Source organism: Pseudomonas sp. UBA1879, assembly GCF_002338065.1.
Taxonomy (GTDB): domain Bacteria; phylum Pseudomonadota; class Gammaproteobacteria; order Pseudomonadales; family Pseudomonadaceae; genus Aquipseudomonas.
Window position 1 is genome coordinate 323,335 of record NZ_DDHJ01000001.1, and the last position, 21,270, is coordinate 344,604.

Genomic DNA, 21,270 nt, shown 5'->3' on the forward strand with positions numbered 1-21,270 from the left:
GGTTACTCCGGAATCAAATCGCCGGGGATTATGTCGCCATCGCGGCCAATACGCACGCTGTCTCCGAATAAAAATCCGGTCTTGAGTGTGCCTTCCAACCGGTAATGAATGGGCTGATTGGGCTTGCCGAGCATTCGAGTGATGTCTTTCAGGTGTTCCCAGAGGTTGGTGCGGATCGGCACCGAGAAATTCTTGTGACCGTTGGCCTTGACGATGAACCAGTCGCTGTACTCGCCGTCGGCGATCAGCATGTCGTTGAGCACGACCTTGTAACGCAGGCCGCGTACCCACAGATTCGAGTCGTTGGGGTTGTCGATGCGAAAGCGCAGCTTCAAGTCCTGCTTGAGCAGCCGAGCCTTGACCACGTCCACCTTGAGCAGCTTGACGTCGGGGTCCCGGGTGTCATCGCTGGAGAACGTCGAACAGCCGGAGGCCATCAACAGCACTATAAGAAGAGCGAGGATTCTGAATACGCTTGCCTGAAACACCATGAGTCCACTCCCTGTCGCGCTTGAGTCTAGCCAGTGACCGATGCAGGGCCACTCGCTGTTCCACAGAGCCTGCGCCATACTCTCGCCATGTGTCGAAGGAGTATTGACCCGTGAAGCTGTACGAAATTGTTTTTTCCGGCCAATTGGTACCCGGCGCACAACTTGACCGGGTTAAAGCCAACCTGGCCAAACTGTTCCAGGCCGACGCGCAGCGCATCGCGTTGCTGTTCTCGGGACGGCGGCTGGTGCTGAAGAATAACCTCGATCAGGCCGCTGCCGAGAAATACCGCGCCACGCTGGAGCGTGCCGGGGCGCTGGCGGAGGTCGTGGAAATGGCAGTGCAGGTTCAGGTCGAACCAGAGCGTGAACTGCCGCCGCAGCCCATGGAGGTGGAAGAAGTCGAGCTGGCGCCACCGCCGGATGAGCCGAGCTGGACCCGTCGAGGACCCCGCGCGTCGTCTGCTCCTGAAACCACGCCAGGCAAAACTTCGAAGCTTGAGCCGCGCGACGTCTATATGGCTGCGTTCGTCGATGTCGAGGCACCGGACTTCACCCTGTCCGAACTGGGCCGGAACGTTCAGGACCCTAAAGCCGCGCCGGTTGCGCCACGGCTGGACCTTTCAGGTTTGAGTCTGGCGCCTGCGGGCAGTGACATGGGGCAAACCAAGCCGGTCGAGCATGTCATCGTGCCGGATATTTCTCACCTGAAGCTGGCGTGAAACACCACAGAGTCCATACAGGCCCGCTTGCTGCTCGACTGCCTACCCAGTAACGCGTGATTCAGCGCCACCGCGGGCAAGCGCGCTCTATATAGAAATCGGGGATGCTCGGTCTGATTCAGGCCATGTAAGCCGAACAACACTTCTTGAACTTCTGCCCACTGCCGCACGGGCAGGCATCATTGCGGCCGGCCTTGAGCTGCACGGTCGGATCGATGAAATACCACCGGCCATTGTTCTGCACGAATGCTGAGCGTTCCCGGTGGCGATGTTCGCCCGCTGTGTCGTGCCAGCGGGCCACGAAGGTGACGAACGCATGCTCGGGTGTACCGCCCAGCAGCTCGACGCTTTCCACTTCAAGCCCCAACCAGGTGCTTTGCGCGCTCCACTGATGAATCGAGTCGCGATCCAGGCTGCTTTTCTGCACCGGTAACGTGGTGTCCAGCAGGTAATCCACCAGACCCAAGACGTAAGCGCTGTAACGCGAGCGCATCAAAGCTTCGGCGCAAGGGGCGGGTAACCCGGCGTGATAACGACCGCAACAGCTGTCCAGAAGATTGCCGCTGCCACAAGGACAAATCGCACTGCTCATGATGCCGGCCTCACCACCAATACTTGCCGAAATTCTCCGGGTTGGCCCAGAACTTCGCGTTCAGCCAGTCCGGTACCTGTTTGTATTCGCGCAGGTCGTAAGTAAACAGTGTCAGGACCTGCTCGTCCCTTGCAAAACGTTCGCTGGCCTGCAGCGCCAACGAGTAGAAATCAGTGGTCTGCCAACCGCAGGCTTTCAAGTCCGCCAGCACGGCGATACGGCTGGCGTTGAGATTGCGAATACCGCCGAGCAATTCCAGGCCCGTGCGTTTGGGCAGGTGTTCGAGGCAATCGACCGCCAAGGCCAGATCAAACCGTTGGCTGGCAATTTCTCCTGGCAACGGGCCGGGCGCAGCGTGGGTCAGTTCGGTGTCCGGATGAGCATCCTGAAACGCTTGCAGCGCCGGAAAATTCGTCGCGCCAATGAGCAATAAACGCCGTGGCGCGTATCGGTCGAGCAAGGCCGCGAGCGCTTGCTGAGGCGTGCGGGTGGAGAAGCTGTCGGTCATCTGAATCCCTCGATTGAGCCCGCAAGGTTAGCGCGCCGAATCTTTATGGCCTAGTGCCTGAACTTTTTTGTGGCTGTTCGTGACAAAGCGTACGGAGTGAAGGCAAAAGGCTATTTGTAAAAGAACGAGCCGCATCGTGCGCTGAAAACCAATAAACCCCCGGCTTCAGGGTGGCAAATGGCCCCAGCGACGTCTTTACTGCATTTCAGTCGGTTTTAGCCGATACCAAAGGAGAAGAACTGTATGAGCATGATTCGGACAGCGTTACCTCTGATTTTGGTTACCAGTGTATTGACGGGTTGTGCCGGCTTGCAAAAGACCGACTGGCCTCTGTGTGCTGCCGGTGGCGCGCTGGCAGGGGGCGCGATTGGTGCCTTCCAGACCGCCTCGGTGGCGGCCGGCTTTGGTGCGGCGGTGGGCGTGATGGCAGGCGCTTATTGCTATGCCCATGGTGATGGCGATGATGACGGCGACGGCGTGCTGAACAGCGTCGACAAGTGCCCGAACACGCCGAAAGGTACGCCGGTGGACGCGACGGGTTGCCCGATCGTGACCCCTGCGCCTGAACCGGTGGCGGCGCCGGTCGTATTGCCTAAAGAAGAAGTGATCACGATTCGCGACGTGCACTTCGAGTTCAACAAAGCGACGCTGACCCCAGGCGACAAGCAACAGCTGGACATCGTGGCCACCAAGCTGAAAACCGAAGCGGCGAACGTGCAGTTGCATGTGAGCGGTCATACGGACAGCGTCGGTAGTGATGCTTATAACCAGAAACTGTCGGAAAAACGCGCGCAGTCCGTGACGGATTATCTGGTCGGTTCGGGTATTTCCCGCGGCACGTTCGTGTCGGTTGAGGGTGACGGCGAGAGCCGCCCAGTGGCGGACAACAAAACGGCTGAAGGCCGTGCGTTGAACCGCCGTGTAGAGATCAAAATCAATCGTTGATTGATGGCGTGTTGTCTGGAAAACCCCGGCCTGTGCCGGGGTTTTCCTTTTTATAGGGTGTGTGGGGCGGGGCATCAAACCTGCGGTATTTGACGTCTTCCTCTGGCATAGTCGCTCCCGTCGCCGTACTGTGCGCAAAGTTTTTTGTGGCACTGAACTATAAAAACAGCAGGGGCGTGTCATGAAGGTGGTTTGGGGGTTGGGTAAGGTCTTGACGTTGGGGTTCTGGGCGGTGGTGCTGGTCGGTCAGGTGGCCATTCTGCCGGTTCCCATCGGCCTGTTGATCAAACTGGCGGGCAGCCTCTTGCTGCTGACGCACGTGATGGAACTGTTTCTCTTCAACGGCAGCCTGCGGGGGCGGTCGCATCCGTGGTCCGACCGTTTGCAAATCCTTATTTTCGGTATTTTTCACCTGCAATCTTTTGGTCGCCGCCAGGCGGAGGTTCACCATGCGTAACGCGTTACTGATGACGGCGGGCCTGCTGTCGGCCCTGAGCAGTTCCCTGGTAATGGCCCAGGCCCTGTCGGTGGAGCCGCATTCGCTGATGCGCCTGCCGAGCAACGCCAGCGTGCTGCGCCTGGACCGTCTGGATGTCGCCGATTACGGAACCTTGCTGATCCCGGCCGGGCTTGTGGAGGTGCAGGTCGGGCAACTGGTGATGGGGCACGAATCGCGTATCGCCATCGTCCCGAGCGCCGAGCCGTTCAAGTTGTCGGTCAAACAAGGTGATCTGGGCTCGGGTGCGCAAATCACCGCCCGGGGCGCGCCCGGCACATTCGAGAAACCTCCGTTGCCAGGCCGCAATCTGAATGTACGCATTGAGCAACTGAACGCTGACGTGCTGTCGATTGACGCGCGTGGTGGAGCGGGTTCACCGGGTTACGTTGGCCTGGACGGTGGCAATGGCCAGGACCCTGGTTGCACATGGGGCTCGGCAAGCCGTGGGTTCGACGGAGACAACGGCGGCAATGGGCGTGAAGGCGCCCCCGGTGCCCTGGTGCGTCTCGAGCTGCCTCAAGCATTTCCGGATGAGCGCGTGAAGGTCAACGTGCAAGGCGGAGCGGGTGGGGCCGGCGGTGAAGGCGGTCGCGGCGGCAAGGGCGGCGCCTCCAAAGGCTGCGTGATTTACCGCGCCGATGGCGCCAAGTCCGGCAAGAACGGTGAAAAAGGTCAGACAGGTGCGACGGGGCCTGCGGGGTCTGTCAGCGTGCGCAAGTTGTAACGCCACGATCCTTCTATAGCCGCTCGGCTTCGCTAGCGGTGTCTATGATGCCGCCTGTGGGACTGAGCGTGCTCATCAATGGGCCACTGCAACCGCAATACCTATCGTGGTTGGTACATCGCCTCCGTGAGCAAACTCACTCCTACAGGTGTTTCAGCCACCTTTAGAAGCCAGGCCGCGCCGCCGCGATCGCGATCACTGCGGTTCCCACGATCAGGTTGATCCCCACCAATCGCCGAATCCCACCCAGCGCAGCTGCGCCATCGGCCCATTGCTCCGCAGCGACGGCTTTACGCAGCTGCGGCAGGTTCAGCGTCGAGATGCGCAGGAACAGCGCCACCATCACGACGTACAGCCCGATCATGATCTGCACATAGCGCGGGGCGGTCTGAAAGCCGCTGAAGTTGACGTTGATCATGCCGATTCCAGTGACCGGCAGCATGATCACTGCGCACCACACCCAGACAAAGAAGCGCGGGAAGACGTGCACCCATAGCTTCAGGCGAGCCGGGCCTTCCAGCGCGGCGATGACCGCAGGTCGCAAAATCATCCAGGCGAAAAACATCCCGCCGACCCACAAGACGGCAGAAAATACGTGCAATACGTAGACAAGGGCTACAGGCGACATCGACAACTCCGATCTGCGCAGAAGGATTTAGCGCGGTATGATAGCCGCCCGCTGCAACCACTGATAATTTATCCAGCGGTTTTTTCACCTGTCACCCTGCGATGCCGAGCCAACGACCCAGCCCATGATCAGTACCGAACTCAAATCCCAGATTCAGGGCGCCTATTCGCGTTTCCTCGAAGCCAAAAGTCTCAAACCTCGCTACGGCCAGCGTTTGATGATCGCCGAGGTGGCCAAGGTGCTCGGGGACATCGACACCGACGAAGAGGGGCGCCGCTCGGGCGATCCTGCGGTGGTCGCGGTGGAGGCCGGAACGGGTACGGGCAAGACGGTGGCGTACGCGATTGCCGCGATACCTACCGCCAAAGCGGCGGGCAAACGGTTGGTCATCGCAACGGCGACTGTGGCGCTGCAAGAGCAGATCGTCCACAAGGACCTGCCCGACCTGATGCGCAATAGCGGCCTGAGTTTCACTTTTTCCCTGGCCAAAGGGCGCGGTCGCTACATGTGCTTGTCCAAGCTCGACATGCTGCTACAAGAGGGCAACGCGCAAAGCGCCACGGCGCAGCTGTTCGAAGAGGAAGGTTTCAAGATCGAGGTCGATGAGGCCAGCCAGAAGCTGTTCACCACCATGATCGAAAAGCTGGCAGGCAATAAGTGGGACGGTGACCGCGACAGCTGGCCGCAAGAGCTGGCTGATCAGGACTGGGCGCGACTGACCACCGATCACAGCCAGTGCACTAACCGGCATTGTCCGAATTTTCAGCAGTGCGCCTTCTATAAAGCTCGCGAAGGCATGGGAAAAGTCGACGTCATCGTGACCAACCACGACATGGTGCTGGCCGACCTGGCATTGGGCGGCGGAGCCGTTCTGCCCGATCCTCGTGACACCCTGTACGTCTTCGACGAAGGCCACCACTTGCCGGACAAGGCGATCGGTCACTTCGCCCATTTCAGTCGCCTGCGTTCCACCGCTGACTGGCTCGAACAGACCGCCAAGAACCTCACTAAACTGCTGGCCCAGCACCCGTTGCCGGGCGATCTGGGCAAGTTGATCGAGCAAGTGCCGGAGCTGGCCCGCGAGATCAAGACCCATCAGCAATTCATGTTCACTGCTTGCGAGCAGCTGGCCGATTTCAAGGCTGGCGAAGACATGGAGGGACGGGAACGCCCTCGCCATCGTTTCGTCGGCGGCGTCGTGCCCGAACACATGCGCGAGATGGGCATCGAGTTGAAGAAAGGTTTCGCTCGCCTCGACGACCTGTTCACGCGTCTCACCGAACTGCTCAAGGAAGGCATGGACGGCGAGGTCAACATCGGCATCGCCAGCCATCAGGCGGAGGAGTGGTACCCGCTGTTCGGCAGCCTGTTGGCACGGGCTCATGGCAACTGGGAGCTGTGGACCGCGTTCACTGCCGAAGACCCCGAAAACAGCCCGCCCATGGCCCGCTGGCTGACCTTGGCCGACAGTGGCTCTTTGTTCGACATTGAAGTGAATGCCAGCCCGATCCTGGCGGCCGAAATGCTCCGTCGTAACCTGTGGAACGTGGCCTACGGCGCGCTGGTCACCTCTGCGACCCTGACCGCCCTGGGCAAGTTCGATCGCTACCGCATGCGCGCCGGTCTGCCCAAGGACGCGGTCACTGCCGTAGTGCCAAGCCCGTTTCACCACGCCGAGGCGGGTGTGTTGCGAGTACCGGACCTCAAGGCCGATCCGCGCAACGCCGCCGAGCACACCGCTGCCATCATTCGCGACTTGCCGGATCTGGTCGAAGGCTCCAAGGGCACGCTGGTGCTGTTCTCCTCGCGTAAACAGATGCAGGAAGTCTTCGACGGCCTGGAGCGCGACTGGCGCAAACGGGTGTTCATCCAGGGCAACCTGTCCAAGCAGGAAACCCTCAACAAGCACAAAGCGCGTGTCGATGGCGGCGATGAGAGCGTGCTGTTCGGCCTCGCGAGTTTTGCCGAGGGTGTCGACCTGCCGGGCGATTATTGCGAACACGTGGTGATCGCCAAGATCCCTTTCGCAGTGCCTGATGATCCCGTCGAAGCGGCGCTGGCCGAGTGGATCGAGGCGCGCGGCGGCAATCCGTTCATGGAAATCGCCGTGCCCGATGCTTCGTTGCGTCTGATTCAGGCTTGCGGGCGTCTGCTGCGCACGGAAAAGGACCGCGGCATCATTACGCTGCTGGACCGCCGTGTGGTGACCCAGCGCTACGGCAAGGCCATCCTCAACGCGCTGCCGCCGTTTCGCCGGGAAATTTCCTAAGGGCGTCGAAGGCGGCAGACACCTCGGCGCCTACACCGCGCGCTGTGTGTCTGACAGCGCGGCACTGTTTCCAAATCCGGCAATCGCTGGAACAATGCACGCCATTTTGTACAGCTGAACCGGAGCGCCAAACCGTGCAGATTCAAGGTCATTTCGAGCTTCAATTCGAAGCCGTGCGCGACGCATTCGCGGCGCTGTTCAACGATCCTCAGGAGCGGGGTGCAGCGCTGTGCGTGCAGATCGGCGGCGAGACCGTCCTGGACCTGTGGGCAGGCACTTCGGACAAGGACGGCGCTGAAGCCTGGCACACCGACACCATCGCCAATCTGTTTTCCTGCACTAAAACCTTCACCGCGGTGACGGCCCTGCAAATGGTCGGCGAGGGCAAGCTGAACCTGGACGAACCGGTCTCGCGACTGTGGCCTGAGTTTGCCGCCGCGGGTAAACAGTCGATCACCTTGCGCCAGTTGCTCTGCCATCAGGCGGGGCTTGCGGCCATCCGACACATGCTCCCCGCTGAGGCGCTGTATGACTGGCAGGCCATGACCGACGCACTGGCGGCCGAAGAGCCCTGGTGGACGCCCGGTCAAGGCCACGGCTATGCAGCGATGACCTACGGCTGGCTGATTGGCGAAGTGATTCGCCGTGCCGACGGGCGCAAGCCAGGAGAGGCCATTGCGGCGCGCATCGCCCGGCCGTTGGGGCTGGATTTCCATGTCGGGCTGGCCGATGAGGAATTTCACCGTGTCGCACACATTGCTCGTGGCAAGGGCAACGTTGGGGACGAAGCGGCCCAGCGGCTGGTTCAAACGACGATGCGCGAACCTACGTCGATGACGGCCCGCGCGTTCACCAACCCGCCATCCATCATGACCAGCACCAACAAACCCGAGTGGCGGCGCATGCAGCAACCGGCTGCCAACGGCCATGGCAACGCGCGCAGTCTGGCGGGTTTCTACAGCGCGCTGCTCGATGGCAGCCTGCTGGAAGCGGACGTGATCAACGAGCTGACGCGTGAACACAGCATCGGCCAGGACAAGACCCTGCTTACTCAAACGCGCTTTGGGCTGGGCTGCATGCTCGACCAGCCTGGGGTGCCCAACGCCACATTCGGCTTGGGCGGTAAATCCTTCGGCCATCCGGGGGCAGGCGGCTCGGTAGGCTTTGCCGATCCGGAGCGCGAAGTGGCGTTTGGCTTCGTCACTAACACATTGGGTCCTTACGTGCTGATGGATCCGCGTGCGCAAGGTCTGGCTCGGGCGCTTGGTGAGTGTTTGCAATAACTATCGTCGCTAAGTGCTTGTTCTACCGGCTGTCAGGTAAACCGTCCATATCGGAACCGTAGAGCGGTTTCCTTTTCCAAAACGGCGTTTATGCGTGTTATATGGGCGCTGCTTCGTTCATTTTTCTGATCAATTATTTGTGTGAGTCACCCATGTCTGCCAATAAAAGTCTCGCCTTCGCACTGTGCCTCGCCGTGACCGGCTGCGCGCAAACACCTCAGGATTCCTCAGCCAGCAACGATCACTGGTGGTCGTTCGGCTCCAACAAAGGCACTGACGCTGCGCCTGCGAAGCCAGCGCCAAGCCCGGCCGCCGCCGAAGTGGCCAAGACCGAAGCTGAAAGCGGTACCCATTGGTACTGGCCGTTTGGTTCGGATCACGGCAAAACCGACAAGCAGCCAGCCCTGGCCGCGACCCAACCGGCCGCCAAGCCCGATGTCGCCAAGGCCGACGGTGGCAATAAATGGTGGTGGCCGTTTGGCAATAGCGAAGCGAAGAAAGACGCGGCGCCTGCCATCCCCAAGGTTGACCCTAAAGTCACCCAAGCCTGGCTTGACCAATACGAGCCCAAGGTTCGCGAAGCGATCAAGGACAGCAAGTTCCAGTTCGAGCGCCGTGAAGACGTTCTGGTTGTGACAGCGCCTGTGGACAGCACCTTCAACCCGGACCGTCCGGAAATGCTGTTGCCGATCAACCTCGGCCCGATTACTCGCATGGCCAAGGTCGTCGAAGGCGATCAGAAAACCGCGATTCTGGTGTTGGGTCACAGCGACGTTGCCAGCGACGCGAATCTGAAAATCAGCCAGCAACGCGCGCAGTCGGTGGCCGCGATCTTCCGCCTCAGCGGTCTTGAGCGTAATCGTCTGAACCTGCGCGGCATGGGCGCCGTGATGCCACGTGCGGCCGATGACAGCGCTGCAGGCCGTGCGCTGAACCGCCGTGTCGAAATCATCATGACGCCGCAGGACACCATGGTTGCGCTGATGGCCAAGTACAATCTGCCACCATCGCCGACGCTCGTTGCCGTGCAGCAAGCCAACAAGCCTGCCGTCGCTCCGGCGCCAGCAGCTGCCGCCCCGGCTAAATCGTCTGCGCCTGCCAAGAAGACGGCTGCTGCGAAAGCACCGGCGGCAAAAGCGCCCGCGGCGAAAAAGGCCCCTGCGAAAAAGGCCGCCCCCGCCAAGGCCAAGACTGCACCGGCAAAAGCCGCCGCCAAGAAACCTGCAACGGACGCCCAAGCGAACGCCAACTGAGGGTAATATCGGTGTCCCGTTCCCGGATACCGATTAAGGAAGGCAGTGATGAGCCAGCGTCTGGCTGATATGCGTCGTAACTATGCACGCGAGGGACTGACCGAATCGCAGGCACCGGCTGAACCCTTCGCCTTGTTCCATCAGTGGTTCGACGAGGCGGTGAAGACGGAGCAGGCGCCGGTCGAGGCCAACGCCATGACGCTGGCGACTGTCGATGCAGACGGCCGCCCACACTGCCGAGTCCTGCTACTCAAGGGCCTTGACCCACAAGGCTTTACCTTCTTCACCAACTACCAAAGTGCCAAAGGGCAACAGCTGGAAGCTCGGTCGTTCGCAGCAATGACCTTCTTCTGGCCCACCCTTGAGCGTCAGGTACGTGTCGAGGGTCACGTCGTCAAAGTGAGCCACGAAGAATCCGATGCGTATTTTCAGGTTCGTCCATTAGGCAGCCGACTAGGCGCCTGGGCATCGCCACAGAGCCAGGTCATTGCCGATCGTGAGGAGCTGGAAGGCTTGCTCGAGGCTACCCAGGCACGCTTCAGCGACACGCAACCGGAATGCCCGGATCATTGGGGCGGCTACCGTCTGGTGCCGGATCGCATTGAATTTTGGCAGGGCCGGCCGAGCCGTTTGCATGACCGGCTGAATTACCGTCTGGTCGAAGGGCAGTGGTCCCGCGAGCGCCTTGCACCCTGACACCACAGCGGCCCACGCCACAACTCTTTGAATCTATCCCGTGGCCTATCGTCCATACTCATAGGCGTGGGCGGCAATCTGTATAGCGCCTGAATAAACGTAAATTATCGGTACAGATCAGTGACACCGCTTGGTAGCGGAGGGTCTAATGGCTACCTGTTCCTCTGGAGGCAAATGTTATGCGTAAGTCTGTTCTGTTGGTTGCTTCGTTCACCGCCATGGCGCTGACGCTGGGCGGCTGTACTTCGAGCCTGACCGGCGACTCGTATTCGCGCGATGAAGCTCGCCAAGTTCAGACCGTGCGCTTGGGCACTGTTGAATCGCTGCGGCCTGTGAAGATCGAAGGTACGAAGACACCAATCGGCGCTGGCGCCGGTGCAATTGTGGGTGGTGTGGGCGGCAGCGCCATTGGCGGCGGTCGTGGCAGCATCGTCACAGCGGTGATCGGTGCGGTGGCGGGTGGTTTGCTTGGCTCGATGACGGAAGAAGGCCTGACCCGCGCCCAGGGCGTTGAAATCACCGTGCGTGAAGACGATGGCACCATGCGCGCCTACGTTCAGCAGGTTCAGGAAAACGAGATTTTCCGGGTCGGTGAGCGTGTTCGCATCATGACCGTCAACGGCACCAGTCGAGTCGCTCACTGAGAGGGCTGGAAGCCCTCAAACGGGTTGATGTAATACCCGTTTACAAAATGAACGCGCCGCCCTCGCTGGTTCGGCTTTGAACACTGTTTTCAGCCGCCTTAGATCTTGCAGGAGCAGCCGGAGGGACGACGGCAGCGAAGCGGTGGTTCAGATGCTATGCATCGTTTGCCACCCCGCCATCGCGGCCGCCGTGCCCCTGGCAGCTCCTACAGATTCAGCGCCAAGTCTGAAATTCAGGCACGCCGCTCACTCTTTACGCCCCGCATTGTCGGGGCGTTTTCGTTCATACCGTGACGTGTTCACCCGCGGCTTTGCGGCTGGCCAGGGCGGTCACGCCGTAGCCGATGACAGCGGCCAAGATGGAGCCTGTCAAAATGCCCATGCGGTCCATCCCTGCGTACTCGCTTTGCCCCGGCACGAAGGCCAGCGAGCCCACGAACAGGCTCATGGTGAAACCGATTCCGCACAGAATTGCGACGCCCAGTACCTGACCCCAGTTCGCCCCGGTGGGCAGCGCCGCCATGCCTGTCTTGATCGCCAGCCACGTCAGGCCAAACACGCCCAGCGTCTTGCCCAACAGCAGACCCGTTGCGATACCCAGCGGTACGTGATGGGTGAAGCTGTCGAGCGTCACACCGCTCAGCGACACCCCGGCATTGGCGAATGCGAATAGCGGCAGGATGCCGTAGGCAACCCAGGGATGCAGCGAATGCTCCAGCTGTTGCAGGGGAGAAGCCACGTCTTTTGGGGTCCTCAAGGGAATGCAGAACGCCAGAACCACCCCAGCCAGCGTCGCATGCACACCGCTTTTGAGTACGCAGACCCATAGCACAAGACCTACCAGCAAATACGCCGCGAGTTTCGTCACGCCCAGCCGGTTCATGGCGATCAGCGATGCGATGGAGGCGGCGGCCAGTGTCAGCGATAGCGTAGACAGCTCGCCGGAGTAGAACAGTGCGATGACGATGATTGCTCCCAAATCGTCAATGATCGCGAGGGTCATCAGGAACAACTTGAGCGACACCGGAACGCGCTTGCCGAGCAGGGCCAGTACACCGAGCGCGAAGGCGATATCTGTAGCCATGGGGATGGCCCAGCCACTCAAGGCCTCGGGGTTGTCTTTATTCAGCGTCCAGAACAACAGCGCTGGCACGATCATGCCGCCCAACGCCGCCGCACCGGGCAGGACGATTTGGGAAGGTCGGGACAGATGCCCCTGAATCACTTCGCGTTTGACTTCCAGGCCGATCAGCAAAAAGAACAACGCCATCAAGCCGTCGTTGATCCAGAGCAGCAGGGGTTTGGCGATCTTCACAGCGCCAATCTGGGCGACGACAGGCACCTCTAAAAAGCTATTGTAGAGCCACGACAGCGGCGAGTTATTGATGATCAGGGCGAAGGCGGCCGCGGCGATCAGTAACAGACCGCCAGCCGCTTCCAGTTGGAAAAAACGCTTGAATGTGTTGCGTACGGGCAAGGTCATCTCCATGGACATGCGCAAAAAGGAGCGACACCGTACCCTGTGTTCTTATCGCTGAAAACAAAATATATATTCGATTTTGTTATTAAAAATCGATCTGAAACCTGTATACAACAGTCCTGTAAATTTCGTTACAGGATGCTGCAGGGCTTGTGCAGCGGGGGCTGTAGGACTTTGCAGAATCTGTTGTAGGAGCGCGATTGCGCGCGAATGCCTTCTGCCGATTGCTCTGCACACGACTGACAAAACGCAATCGCGGGCAAGCGCGCTCCCTACACAGGTGCAGTTGAGGAGTTACTCAACAATGCCCAACACGCTCCTGGCCAACGCTTCGGCAATACGAATCCCGTCGACCCCGGCCGACAAGATCCCCCCGGCATAGCCCGCGCCTTCGCCCGCTGGAAACAGGCCTTTCACGTTAAGGCTTTGCATGTCCGCGCCACGGGTAATGCGCAGCGGCGACGAGGTGCGGGTTTCGATGCCGGTCAACACGGCGTCATGCTGCGAGAAGCCTCTGATTTGCTTGTCGAACGCGGGCAGAGCCTCACGGATGGCTTCAATGGCGAAGGCGGGCAGGGCGTCCGCCAGGTCGGTAAGTTTTATGCCAGGCTTGTAGGAAGGCTCCACTTCGCCCAACTGAGTCGACGCCTTGCCAGCGATGAAATCGCCGACCAATTGCGCCGGGGCTTCATAGTTTTCGCCACCCATGAGGTAGGCGTGGGATTCCAGCCGCTCCTGCAGTTCGATGCCGGCCAACGGGCTCCCCGGGTAATCTTCGTCCGGAGTGATGCCGACGACGATGCCCGAGTTGGCATTGCGCTCGTTACGCGAATATTGGCTCATGCCGTTGGTGACGACGCGGTTCGGCTCAGACGTCGCGGCCACCACGGTGCCGCCCGGGCACATGCAGAAGCTGTAAACCGAACGGCCGTTTTTCGCGTGATGCACCAATTTGTAGTCGGCAGCGCCGAGCTTGGGGTGACCCGCGTATTTGCCGAGTCGCGCGCGATCGATCAAGCCTTGGGGGTGTTCGATGCGGAAGCCCACCGAAAACGGCTTGGCTTCCATGTAAACGCCACGCCCGTGAAGCATGCGGAAGGTGTCACGGGCACTGTGACCCAGCGCCAGAATCACGTGTTTCGAGTCGATGCGCTCGCCGTCATTCAAGACGACGCCCTGCAATTGGCCGTTGTCGATCAGCAGGTCGGTCACCTTCTGTTCGAAACGCACTTCGCCGCCCAGTGCGATGATCTGCTGGCGCATGTTTTCCACGACGCCGGTCAGCCGGAAGGTGCCGATGTGCGGCTTGCTGACGTAGAGGATTTCTTCCGGCGCGCCCGCTTTCACGAACTCGTGCAGCACTTTGCGGCCATGGAATTTCGGGTCTTTGATCTGGCTATAGAGTTTGCCGTCAGAGAACGTCCCCGCGCCGCCCTCGCCAAACTGCACATTGGATTCGGGATTGAGTACGTTCTTGCGCCACAGGCCCCAAGTGTCCTTGGTGCGCTGACGGACTTCTTTGCCGCGCTCGAGGATGATGGGCTTGAAACCCATTTGCGCCAGCAGCAGCCCGGCGAAAATGCCGCACGGGCCAAAACCGACCACCAGCGGCCGTTCCGCCAGATCGGCCGGGGCGTGGCCAACTAACGTGTAGCTGACGTCGGGCGCCGGGGTGAGCCGGCTGTCGTGGCTCAGGCGCTTGAGCAGCGCGGCCTCGTCGCGCACCTCGAAATCGATGGTGTAGATGAATTGCAATTCGCTGGACTTCTTGCGCGCGTCGTAACTGCGTTTGAACAGGGTGAAATTCAGCAGCTCGGCACTGTCGATGCCCAGGCGTTGTACGAGCGCGGCGCGCAGGTCTTCATCCGCGTGGTCCAGCGGCAGTTTAAGTTCGGTGATTCGTAACATTGAAAGATCCGGTTTCGGGCCGCAGGATCGGCCCGGCAGCGCTACAAGAACCGGCGATTATAAAACACATTGTCCTTTGTAGGAGTGAGCTTGCTCGCGATTGCGGTGTTTCACCTGCATGACCGCTGCCTGATGCATCGCGATCGCGAGCAAGCTCACTCCTACAGGGTTGGAGATTTATGGGGCGTCAGTCGTTGCGCAGGGCGCCGAAATACGCACACCCACGACGCACTTGGCCATTGACCCGCAATTCGGCCGTCAGGTGCTGCACCGAACCGTTGGCGGGATCGACGCAGCGCTTGGGCGCGACGTACAGCTCCACGTGCTGATCGTTGGCGTCAGTGACCAGATTGAAGCGGCCCTCGGGCAATTGCTCTTCCAGGTACGGCACGGCGAATGGCTCCATGCCATCGCGTTCGAGCACCAGCCCCTTGCCACTGGCATTGAGGCTCCATTTCGGGCCGTTGCCGCTGGCATGAATGGTCAGGCGTTTGAAGTTGGGGTCTTCGCAGGCGCCGTTCGGGCGCTCAATGCGATACAGCTGGTAGACGTCGGCCTGACCGTCGCTGCCTTGCGCACGGCTCGCCACGAAGTTGCCGCGCACATCGGCGAAGGCTTTGCCGCTCTTGTCCACCACCGAAGCGGCCTCCTGCAACACGCCGGTATTGCCTTTGTCCGTGACCGCATAGCGACGCTGTTCATTGCAGGGCTCGAAGAACAGCTTGCCGTTGTCGCCGCTGAGCGTGCCCTGCATGCGGATCATGCCAGCGGTGGAAACCGAGGTTTGCGCGGTGTGCGAGGGCAGTAACTGACAGCCTGCAAACACCGGCAGGAGGGCGAACATCAGAACGGAACGAGCAGCGAACATGGGGCGGTCTCCAGACAAGTGCCGCCACGTTACTCAGGCTGCTCGCGCATCACAAGAGGCGATCAGCCGACGTGATAGGTCTGGCCGGTCTGCAGGCCCTCAACGCTTTTCGCGTAGGCCAGTGCGACATCAGCACCGGACACCGGCTTGAAACCCCGGAAGTACGGCGCGTAGGCGCCCATGGCCTCGACCAGTACGTTCGGGCTCACCGAATTGACCCGCATACCCCTTGGCATCTCGATGGCGGCGGCGCAGACGAATGCGTCGATGGCGCCGTTGACCAGGCTGGCCGAGGCGCCGGTGCGGATCGGATCGTGGCTGGTGATGCCGGTGGTGAAGGTGAACGAGGCGCCGTCGTTGGCGAATTCACGTCCGATCAGCAGCAAGTTGACCTGGCCCATGAGCTTGTCCCGCAGGCCCAAAGCGAACGAGTCTTCGGTCATCTCGGCCAATGGCGCGAAGGTCACGTTGCCGGCGGCGCAGATCAACGCGTCGAAAGGACCTGTCCGTTCGAACAGTTTGCGGATCGATGCGCTGTCACTAATATCGACGTGCTCGTCACCGCTGTTTCGGCCGATGCGAACGATCTCGTGGCGTGGCGCCAATTCCTTCTCAATCGCCGTGCCAATGGTTCCGCCAGCGCCAATCAGTAGAATTTTCACAGTGCAGTCCTTCCGTTAATGGATCAGGCGCCCAGTGTGAGTTGCCTTTTCCCACCGATAAATGGGCTGAATGGCAATCTCGATTTGTCAGAAAGGAAACAATCATGAGCGAAATGGACGATCTGGCGGCGTTTGCCCTGCTGGTCGAAGCCAACAGCTTCACCTTGGCGGCGCAATGGCTGGACACCAGCACCAGCCAGCTCTCCAAGCGCATCAGCAAGTTGGAGAAGAGTTTCGGCGTGACGCTGCTGCATCGCACCACCCGCAGCCTGACGCTGACCTCGGCGGGGGCAATCTTGTTGCCAGAAGCCCGAGCCCTGTTGGCGCAACGGGATCGGGTGCGCGATGCCATGGCCTACCTCAGTGAGAGCCTGGTGGGCACGGTGCGGCTGACGGTGCCGGTGTCGTTGGGCGAGACGTTTTTCGAAGGGCTGCTGACCGAGTTCGGTGCGAAGTACCCCGATGTGCAGGTCGAACTGGACCTCAATAATCACTTCCGCGACATGCGCCGCGACGGCTTCGATCTGGGGATTCGCTCCAGTGTCGGCATCGACGAGCGGCTGGTGGCCAAGCCGCTGTTGTCGCTGCAAGAACTGACCTGCGCCAGCCCGGCCTACCTCGAACAGCACGGCACGCCCCAATCCCCTGACGCCCTGCGCGTGCATCGCTGCCTGTTGAACAGCCACTACGCCGGTCGTGAAGCGTGGGTTTATCACCAGAATCACGAGTTGAACCGGGTGAATGTGCGCGGGACCTTTGCTAGTAACCACTATGGGCTGTTGAAACGGGCTGCGCTGGTGGGAGCCGGGATTGCCCGGTTGCCGTCGTACATGGTTCACGACGAACTGCGGGACGGGCGGCTGGAATGGTTGTTGCGCGATTATCAGACGCCGGTGTCGTCGCTGTTCCTGGTGCACCCGTTCGAAGGGCACTTGCCCCGGCGGATTCAAGTGATGGCGGAGTATCTGACGGAATGGTTCGAGCGAAGTACGGCGGCGTTGGAGAAGCTGTGAAGTGATGGGGTTAGAGCAGAGGCGTGTCAGGCGAACCGCTTCGCCGCCGTCGTACCTCCGGTGTCCCCTACAGGTGATGTATTGGATCGAAGGCTTGTGATACTTGCCGACTATGCCGTGTCGATCACCGTTCTGAGTAACGCCCTGAATCTCGTGGGAGACGCCGGAGGTACGACGGCAGCGAAAGCGGTGGGTCAGTCGATACCTCTATGACTGACCCAACACTTTTTGAAGCAAACGCGCTCTGTCACCCGCCCAGATACGCGTCCCGCACTTTCGGATCGACCAGCAATTCAGCGCCCGAGCCCTGCATCACCACGCGACCGTTCTCCAGCACGTAGGCGCGGTCGGCGATTTTCAGGGCCTGGTTGGCGTTCTGCTCCACCAGGAACACCGTCACGCCTTCACGCCGCAGTTGTTCGACGATCTCGAAAATCTGCTGAATGATGATCGGCGCCAGACCCAGCGACGGCTCGTCGAGCAGCAGCATTTTCGGCTTGCTCATCAACGCACGGCCGATGGCGAGCATTTGCTGTTCGCCGCCGGACATGGTGCCGCCGCGCTGGTTGAAGCGTTCTTTCAGGCGCGGGAACAGTTCCAGGACCTTGTCCATCTGCTCCTGATAATCGCCTTTGTCGGTGAAGAACCCGCCCATGGCCAGATTCTCTTCGACGGTCAGGCGGGCAAACACACGACGGCCTTCCGGCACCACCGCGATGCTCTTGCGCATGATCACCGAAGACTCCAGACCGACCAGCTCTTCGCCCATGTAGCGAATGCTGCCGCTGTGGGCTCGCGGCGAACCGCACAGGGTCATCAGCAACGTGGATTTGCCCGCACCGTTGGCGCCGATCAAGGTGACAATCTCGCCTTGTTGCACATCGATGCTGACGCCGTGCAGCGCCTGAATCTTGCCGTAGAAGGTGGAAACGTTGTCGAACTGCAGCATTTACGCTTCCCCCAGGTAGGCTTTGATCACTTCAGGATTGTCACGGATCTGCTCGGGCGTGCCGTCGGCCAGCGGCGTGCCTTGGTTGATCACCACGATATGGTCGGAAATGCTCATGACCAGCTTCATGTCGTGCTCGATCAGCAACACCGTCGCGTTGTGTTCGTTGCGCAGCACACCAATCAGCGCTTTCAGGTCTTCGGTTTCCTTGGGGTTCAGGCCGGCCGCGGGTTCGTCTAGCATCAGAATGCGCGGTCGGGTCATCATGCAGCGGGCGATTTCCAGGCGGCGTTGCTGACCGTAGGCCAGCGTCCCGGCAGGGCGATTGGCGAAGGCCTTCAGGTCAACGGCTTCGAGCCAGTGCTCGGCGTATTCCATGGCTTCGCGCTCGCTCTTGCGGTACGCCGGGGTCTTGAACAGGCCAGACAGGAAATTGGTGTTGAGGTGACGATGCTGGGCCACCAGCAGGTTCTCAACGGCCGTCATTTCCTTGAACAGGCGCACGTTCTGGAAGGTGCGCACCACGCCTTTGCGGGCGATCTCGTGACCGGCCAGGCCCTGAATCGGCTCGCCGTCGAGCAGGATGGTGCCCGCCGTTGGCTTGTAGAAGCCGGTCAGGCAGTTGAACACGGTGGTCTTGCCGGCGCCGTTCGGGCCGATCATCGACACGACCTGTTTCTCTTGAACGGTCAGACCCACGCCATTGACCGCCAACAGGCCGCCAAAGCGCATGCTCAAGCCCGAAGCTTGCAGAAGTGGGCGGCTCATCAGCGTTCCCCCTTGAGTTTCATGACGGGACGCTGCATTGGCAGGAAGCCCTGAGGACGCCAGATCATCATCAGCACCATCAAGGCGCCGAAGCCCAGCATGCGGTACTCGCTGAATTCGCGGAGCAGTTCAGGCAGCAGGATCATCACGACTGCCGCGAGAATCACGCCCAGTTGCGAACCCATACCGCCCAGCACCACGATGGCGAGGATGATTGCTGATTCCAGGAAGGTGAACGATTCCGGGGTGATCAGGCCCTGGCGCGCGGCGAAGAAGCTGCCGGCGAAACCGGCGAACGCAGCACCCAACGTAAACGCAGAAAGCTTGATCACGGTCGGATTCAGGCCCAACGCACGGCAGGCGATTTCGTCTTCGCGCAGCGCTTCCCACGCACGACCGATCGGCATGCGCAGCAGGCGGTTGATGACGAACAGCGCCAACAGCGCCAGCAGCAGGGCGATCAGGTAGAGGAAGATCACCTTGTTGATGGAGTTGTATTCCAGGCCGAAGAACTCGTGGAACGTGCGCATGCCTTCCGCAGCCTTGCGCTCGAAACTCAGGCCGAACAGCGACGGTTTTTCGATGTTGCTGATGCCGTTCGGGCCGCCGGTGATGTCGGTCAGGTTGCGCAGGAACAAGCGAATGATTTCGCCGAAACCCAGCGTCACGATGGCCAGATAGTCGCCGCGCAAGCGCAGCACCGGGAAGCCCAGCAGGAAGCCGAACGTCGCCGAAGCCAGACCTGCCAGCGGCAGGCAGACCCAGAAACCCAGCCCGAAGTAGTGCTGCAGCAGGGCATAGGTGTAGGCGCCAACGGCGTAGAAGCCGACGTAACCCAGGTCCAGCAGACCCGCCAGACCGACCACGATGTTCAGACCGAGGCCCAGCATCACGTAGATCAGGATCAGGGTCGCGATGTCCACTGCACCGCGCGAGCCGAAGAACGGCCACACCAGCGCCGCGATCACGATGGCGCCGAGGAACCAGCGTTGGGTCGACGGCAGGGTCATGAAGTTGCTGGCCTTGTCCGACACCAATTGATGCTGTGGGCGCGAACGCCACATGGCGCTGATCTGCTCGTTGAACAGCACGCGCAGGAACATCAGCAGGGCAGCGGCGAAGATCACCAGCACGGTGGTGGTGCTGGCACCGACGACGGCAAGATTGACGCCGACGATGTCGAGTTTGAGCCCGAGGATCGGGTAGGCGACAAGCAGCACCAATACAGCGCTGAACAGGGCCGATTTGAGATTCCTGGTCATACTTTTTCAACCTCCGGACGGCCGAGCAGGCCGGTTGGCCGGAACAACAACACCAAGACAAGCAGGCCGAAGGCCACAACGTCCTTGTACTGATCGCCGAAAATGTCGGCGCCGAACGCTTCAGCCACACCCAGCACCAGACCGCCGAGCATGGCGCCCGGGATACTGCCGATACCGCCGAGCACCGCTGCGGTGAAGGCCTTGATGCCCACCAGGAAACCGGCGTTGGGGTTGATCACGCCGTACTGCATGCTCAGCAATACGGCTGCGACCGCGGCCAGCGCGGCGCCGATGACGAAAGTCAAAGCAATGATGTTGTTGGTGTTGATCCCCAGCAGGTTGGCCATCTTGATGTCTTCGGCACAGGCGCGGCAGGCGCGGCCCAGACGGGAGCGGGAGATGAACCAGGTCAGGCCGAGCATGGCCAGGACAGTCACGATGAAGATCAGGATCTGCATATACGAGATCACGACTTCATGGGTGCTGGCGCTGCCGAACACGAAGTTGCCGGGAATCAGATTGGGGATCGATTTGTCTTTGGAGTCCTGCGACAACAGCACCGTGTTCTGCAGGAAAATCGACATACCGATCGCGGAAATCAGAGGGATGAGACGATTGCTGCCGCGCAACGGACGGTAGGCGACCCGTTCGATGGCGTAACCGTAGGCGCTGGTCACCACGATACTGGCGACGAAGGCTGCGGTGATTAGCAGAGGCAGGTTGTCCAGACCCAGCATCGTCAGGCCCGCCAGGGCGATGAACGCCACGTACGAACCGATCATGTACACCTCGCCGTGGGCGAAGTTGATCATGCCGATGATGCCGTAGACCATTGTGTAGCCGATGGCGATCAAGGCATAAGTGCTGCCAATGGTCATGCCATTAACCAGCTGTTGGAAAAAATGATAGATGTCTATCTCGGGCATTGCCGCGCTCCTAAAAACCTTGGCGGTGTTTCACTGGTTGAGTCTTTTTCCCGCTCGCGCGTCGTGATCTACGTCCGCGTTGGGCACGAGCCCAGTGATTCACTGGTGCGGTTTCAAGATGTTCAGGGCATCGGAATTCTTGTGAAATTCCGCGTCCCAGCTAAAACAAAGCCCACTGCGGTT

At 60.5% G+C, this 21,270-nt stretch carries 22 protein-coding genes; 10 read left to right on the plus strand and 12 right to left on the minus strand.

Annotated features, from left to right (window positions below):
• Nucleotides 1-2: 2 nt before the first annotated feature.
• The gene (locus B3N48_RS01460) at nt 3-491 is read right to left on the minus strand and encodes an LEA type 2 family protein (RefSeq protein ID WP_296178751.1); all 489 of its coding nucleotides are present in this window, start codon (nt 489-491) and stop codon (nt 3-5) included.
• A gap of 110 nt (nt 492-601) precedes the next feature.
• Between B3N48_RS01460 and B3N48_RS01465 the strand changes: the two genes are divergently transcribed.
• A complete protein-coding gene (locus tag B3N48_RS01465; protein ID WP_296178752.1) occupies nt 602-1,210 on the plus strand; it encodes a hypothetical protein in 609 nt (202 codons plus the stop codon).
• 118 nt (nt 1,211-1,328) lie between these two features.
• Here B3N48_RS01465 and B3N48_RS01470 read toward each other — a convergent pair whose 3' ends face one another.
• Together B3N48_RS01470 and B3N48_RS01475 are read right to left on the minus strand one after the other, a co-directional pair.
• A complete protein-coding gene (locus B3N48_RS01470; RefSeq protein WP_296178753.1) occupies nt 1,329-1,802 on the minus strand; it encodes a YchJ family protein in 474 nt (157 codons plus the stop codon).
• Between the two features lie 10 nt (nt 1,803-1,812).
• Nucleotides 1,813-2,310, minus strand: a complete 498-nt coding sequence (locus B3N48_RS01475) for a DUF6231 family protein (protein ID WP_296178754.1) — start codon at nt 2,308-2,310, stop codon at nt 1,813-1,815.
• Between the two features lie 243 nt (nt 2,311-2,553).
• Here B3N48_RS01475 and B3N48_RS01480 point away from each other — a divergent pair, with 243 nt between their 5' ends.
• The 3 genes from B3N48_RS01480 (at nt 2,554) to B3N48_RS01490 (ending at nt 4,478) form a co-directional block, all read left to right on the plus strand.
• Nucleotides 2,554-3,255: an OmpA family protein gene (locus tag B3N48_RS01480; protein WP_296178755.1), complete on the plus strand. Its 702-nt coding sequence runs from the start codon at nt 2,554-2,556 to the stop codon at nt 3,253-3,255.
• A 181-nt stretch (nt 3,256-3,436) separates the two neighbouring features.
• Nucleotides 3,437-3,712, plus strand: coding sequence for a DUF1145 domain-containing protein (locus B3N48_RS01485; protein ID WP_296178756.1), 276 nt, complete (start codon nt 3,437-3,439; stop codon nt 3,710-3,712).
• Nucleotides 3,705-4,478: a collagen-like protein gene (locus B3N48_RS01490; RefSeq protein ID WP_296178757.1), complete on the plus strand. Its 774-nt coding sequence runs from the start codon at nt 3,705-3,707 to the stop codon at nt 4,476-4,478. The genes B3N48_RS01485 and B3N48_RS01490 overlap by 8 nt, the downstream gene beginning before the upstream one ends.
• Before the next feature lie 163 nt (nt 4,479-4,641).
• Here the strand turns inward: B3N48_RS01490 and B3N48_RS01495 are convergent, their stop codons facing one another.
• Complete coding sequence (locus tag B3N48_RS01495) at nt 4,642-5,106, minus strand: CopD family protein (RefSeq protein WP_296178758.1); 465 nt, start codon at nt 5,104-5,106, stop codon at nt 4,642-4,644.
• Between the two features lie 124 nt (nt 5,107-5,230).
• Between B3N48_RS01495 and dinG the strand changes: the two genes are divergently transcribed.
• The 5 genes from dinG (at nt 5,231) to B3N48_RS01520 (ending at nt 11,251) form a co-directional block, all read left to right on the plus strand.
• Nucleotides 5,231-7,375: an ATP-dependent DNA helicase DinG gene (dinG, locus tag B3N48_RS01500; RefSeq protein ID WP_296178759.1), complete on the plus strand. Its 2,145-nt coding sequence runs from the start codon at nt 5,231-5,233 to the stop codon at nt 7,373-7,375.
• Nucleotides 7,376-7,509: 134 nt separating this feature from the next.
• Nucleotides 7,510-8,658 (plus strand): serine hydrolase domain-containing protein, encoded by a 1,149-nt coding sequence (locus B3N48_RS01505; RefSeq protein WP_296178760.1) that lies wholly within the window; start codon nt 7,510-7,512, stop codon nt 8,656-8,658.
• A 152-nt stretch (nt 8,659-8,810) separates the two neighbouring features.
• Nucleotides 8,811-9,911, plus strand: coding sequence for an OmpA family protein (locus tag B3N48_RS01510; protein WP_296178761.1), 1,101 nt, complete (start codon nt 8,811-8,813; stop codon nt 9,909-9,911).
• 48 nt (nt 9,912-9,959) lie between these two features.
• Nucleotides 9,960-10,607 (plus strand): pyridoxamine 5'-phosphate oxidase, encoded by a 648-nt coding sequence (pdxH, locus tag B3N48_RS01515; RefSeq protein WP_296178762.1) that lies wholly within the window; start codon nt 9,960-9,962, stop codon nt 10,605-10,607.
• Nucleotides 10,608-10,786: 179 nt separating this feature from the next.
• Nucleotides 10,787-11,251, plus strand: a complete 465-nt coding sequence (locus B3N48_RS01520; protein ID WP_166593428.1) for a glycine zipper 2TM domain-containing protein — start codon at nt 10,787-10,789, stop codon at nt 11,249-11,251.
• 283 nt (nt 11,252-11,534) lie between these two features.
• Here the strand turns inward: B3N48_RS01520 and nhaA are convergent, their stop codons facing one another.
• The 4 genes from nhaA to B3N48_RS01540 form a co-directional block, all read right to left on the minus strand.
• On the minus strand, nt 11,535-12,728 hold the full coding sequence (gene nhaA / locus B3N48_RS01525; RefSeq protein ID WP_296178763.1) for a Na+/H+ antiporter NhaA: 1,194 nt from the start codon (nt 12,726-12,728) through the stop codon (nt 11,535-11,537).
• 297 nt (nt 12,729-13,025) lie between these two features.
• Nucleotides 13,026-14,639 carry an NAD(P)/FAD-dependent oxidoreductase gene (locus tag B3N48_RS01530; RefSeq protein WP_296178764.1) on the minus strand — a complete coding sequence of 538 codons (1,614 nt, stop codon included), beginning with the start codon at nt 14,637-14,639 and terminating at the stop codon, nt 13,026-13,028.
• Between the two features lie 187 nt (nt 14,640-14,826).
• Nucleotides 14,827-15,507, minus strand: coding sequence for a COG3650 family protein (locus B3N48_RS01535; RefSeq protein WP_296178765.1), 681 nt, complete (start codon nt 15,505-15,507; stop codon nt 14,827-14,829).
• Between the two features lie 62 nt (nt 15,508-15,569).
• Nucleotides 15,570-16,169: a short chain dehydrogenase gene (locus B3N48_RS01540; RefSeq protein ID WP_296178766.1), complete on the minus strand. Its 600-nt coding sequence runs from the start codon at nt 16,167-16,169 to the stop codon at nt 15,570-15,572.
• Nucleotides 16,170-16,273: 104 nt separating this feature from the next.
• On the opposite strand from B3N48_RS01540, the gene B3N48_RS01545 reads away from it, so the two are divergent.
• The gene (locus tag B3N48_RS01545) at nt 16,274-17,182 is read left to right on the plus strand and encodes a LysR family transcriptional regulator (RefSeq protein WP_296178767.1); all 909 of its coding nucleotides are present in this window, start codon (nt 16,274-16,276) and stop codon (nt 17,180-17,182) included.
• A 247-nt stretch (nt 17,183-17,429) separates the two neighbouring features.
• Here the strand turns inward: B3N48_RS01545 and B3N48_RS01550 are convergent, their stop codons facing one another.
• Genes B3N48_RS01550 through livH form a run of 4 tightly spaced genes read right to left on the minus strand, consistent with a single transcriptional unit; the run spans nt 17,430 to nt 21,087 of the window.
• Complete coding sequence (locus B3N48_RS01550) at nt 17,430-18,131, minus strand: ABC transporter ATP-binding protein (RefSeq protein WP_296178768.1); 702 nt, start codon at nt 18,129-18,131, stop codon at nt 17,430-17,432.
• Complete coding sequence (livG, locus tag B3N48_RS01555; protein WP_093461088.1) at nt 18,132-18,899, minus strand: high-affinity branched-chain amino acid ABC transporter ATP-binding protein LivG; 768 nt, start codon at nt 18,897-18,899, stop codon at nt 18,132-18,134.
• Nucleotides 18,899-20,161, minus strand: coding sequence for a high-affinity branched-chain amino acid ABC transporter permease LivM (locus tag B3N48_RS01560; protein ID WP_296178769.1), 1,263 nt, complete (start codon nt 20,159-20,161; stop codon nt 18,899-18,901). The genes livG and B3N48_RS01560 overlap by 1 nt, the downstream gene beginning before the upstream one ends.
• Nucleotides 20,158-21,087 (minus strand): high-affinity branched-chain amino acid ABC transporter permease LivH, encoded by a 930-nt coding sequence (gene livH / locus B3N48_RS01565; protein ID WP_296178770.1) that lies wholly within the window; start codon nt 21,085-21,087, stop codon nt 20,158-20,160. The genes B3N48_RS01560 and livH overlap by 4 nt, the downstream gene beginning before the upstream one ends.
• Between the last annotated feature and the right edge of the window lie 183 nt (nt 21,088-21,270).

Coding starts and splice junctions, on each gene's coding strand:
- B3N48_RS01460 (WP_296178751.1), bottom strand. CDS start 491: ATGGTGTTTCAGGCAAGCGTATTCAGAATCCTCGCTCTTCTTATAGTG.
- B3N48_RS01470 (WP_296178753.1), bottom strand. CDS start 1,802: ATGAGCAGTGCGATTTGTCCTTGTGGCAGCGGCAATCTTCTGGACAGC.
- B3N48_RS01475 (WP_296178754.1), bottom strand. CDS start 2,310: ATGACCGACAGCTTCTCCACCCGCACGCCTCAGCAAGCGCTCGCGGCC.
- B3N48_RS01480 (WP_296178755.1), top strand. CDS start 2,554: ATGAGCATGATTCGGACAGCGTTACCTCTGATTTTGGTTACCAGTGTA.
- B3N48_RS01485 (WP_296178756.1), top strand. CDS start 3,437: ATGAAGGTGGTTTGGGGGTTGGGTAAGGTCTTGACGTTGGGGTTCTGG.
- B3N48_RS01490 (WP_296178757.1), top strand. CDS start 3,705: ATGCGTAACGCGTTACTGATGACGGCGGGCCTGCTGTCGGCCCTGAGC.
- B3N48_RS01495 (WP_296178758.1), bottom strand. CDS start 5,106: ATGTCGCCTGTAGCCCTTGTCTACGTATTGCACGTATTTTCTGCCGTC.
- dinG (WP_296178759.1), top strand. CDS start 5,231: ATGATCAGTACCGAACTCAAATCCCAGATTCAGGGCGCCTATTCGCGT.
- B3N48_RS01510 (WP_296178761.1), top strand. CDS start 8,811: ATGTCTGCCAATAAAAGTCTCGCCTTCGCACTGTGCCTCGCCGTGACC.
- pdxH (WP_296178762.1), top strand. CDS start 9,960: ATGAGCCAGCGTCTGGCTGATATGCGTCGTAACTATGCACGCGAGGGA.
- B3N48_RS01520 (WP_166593428.1), top strand. CDS start 10,787: ATGCGTAAGTCTGTTCTGTTGGTTGCTTCGTTCACCGCCATGGCGCTG.
- B3N48_RS01530 (WP_296178764.1), bottom strand. CDS start 14,639: ATGTTACGAATCACCGAACTTAAACTGCCGCTGGACCACGCGGATGAA.
- B3N48_RS01535 (WP_296178765.1), bottom strand. CDS start 15,507: ATGTTCGCTGCTCGTTCCGTTCTGATGTTCGCCCTCCTGCCGGTGTTT.
- B3N48_RS01545 (WP_296178767.1), top strand. CDS start 16,274: ATGAGCGAAATGGACGATCTGGCGGCGTTTGCCCTGCTGGTCGAAGCC.
- B3N48_RS01550 (WP_296178768.1), bottom strand. CDS start 18,131: ATGCTGCAGTTCGACAACGTTTCCACCTTCTACGGCAAGATTCAGGCG.
- livG (WP_093461088.1), bottom strand. CDS start 18,899: ATGAGCCGCCCACTTCTGCAAGCTTCGGGCTTGAGCATGCGCTTTGGC.
- B3N48_RS01560 (WP_296178769.1), bottom strand. CDS start 20,161: ATGACCAGGAATCTCAAATCGGCCCTGTTCAGCGCTGTATTGGTGCTG.
- livH (WP_296178770.1), bottom strand. CDS start 21,087: ATGCCCGAGATAGACATCTATCATTTTTTCCAACAGCTGGTTAATGGC.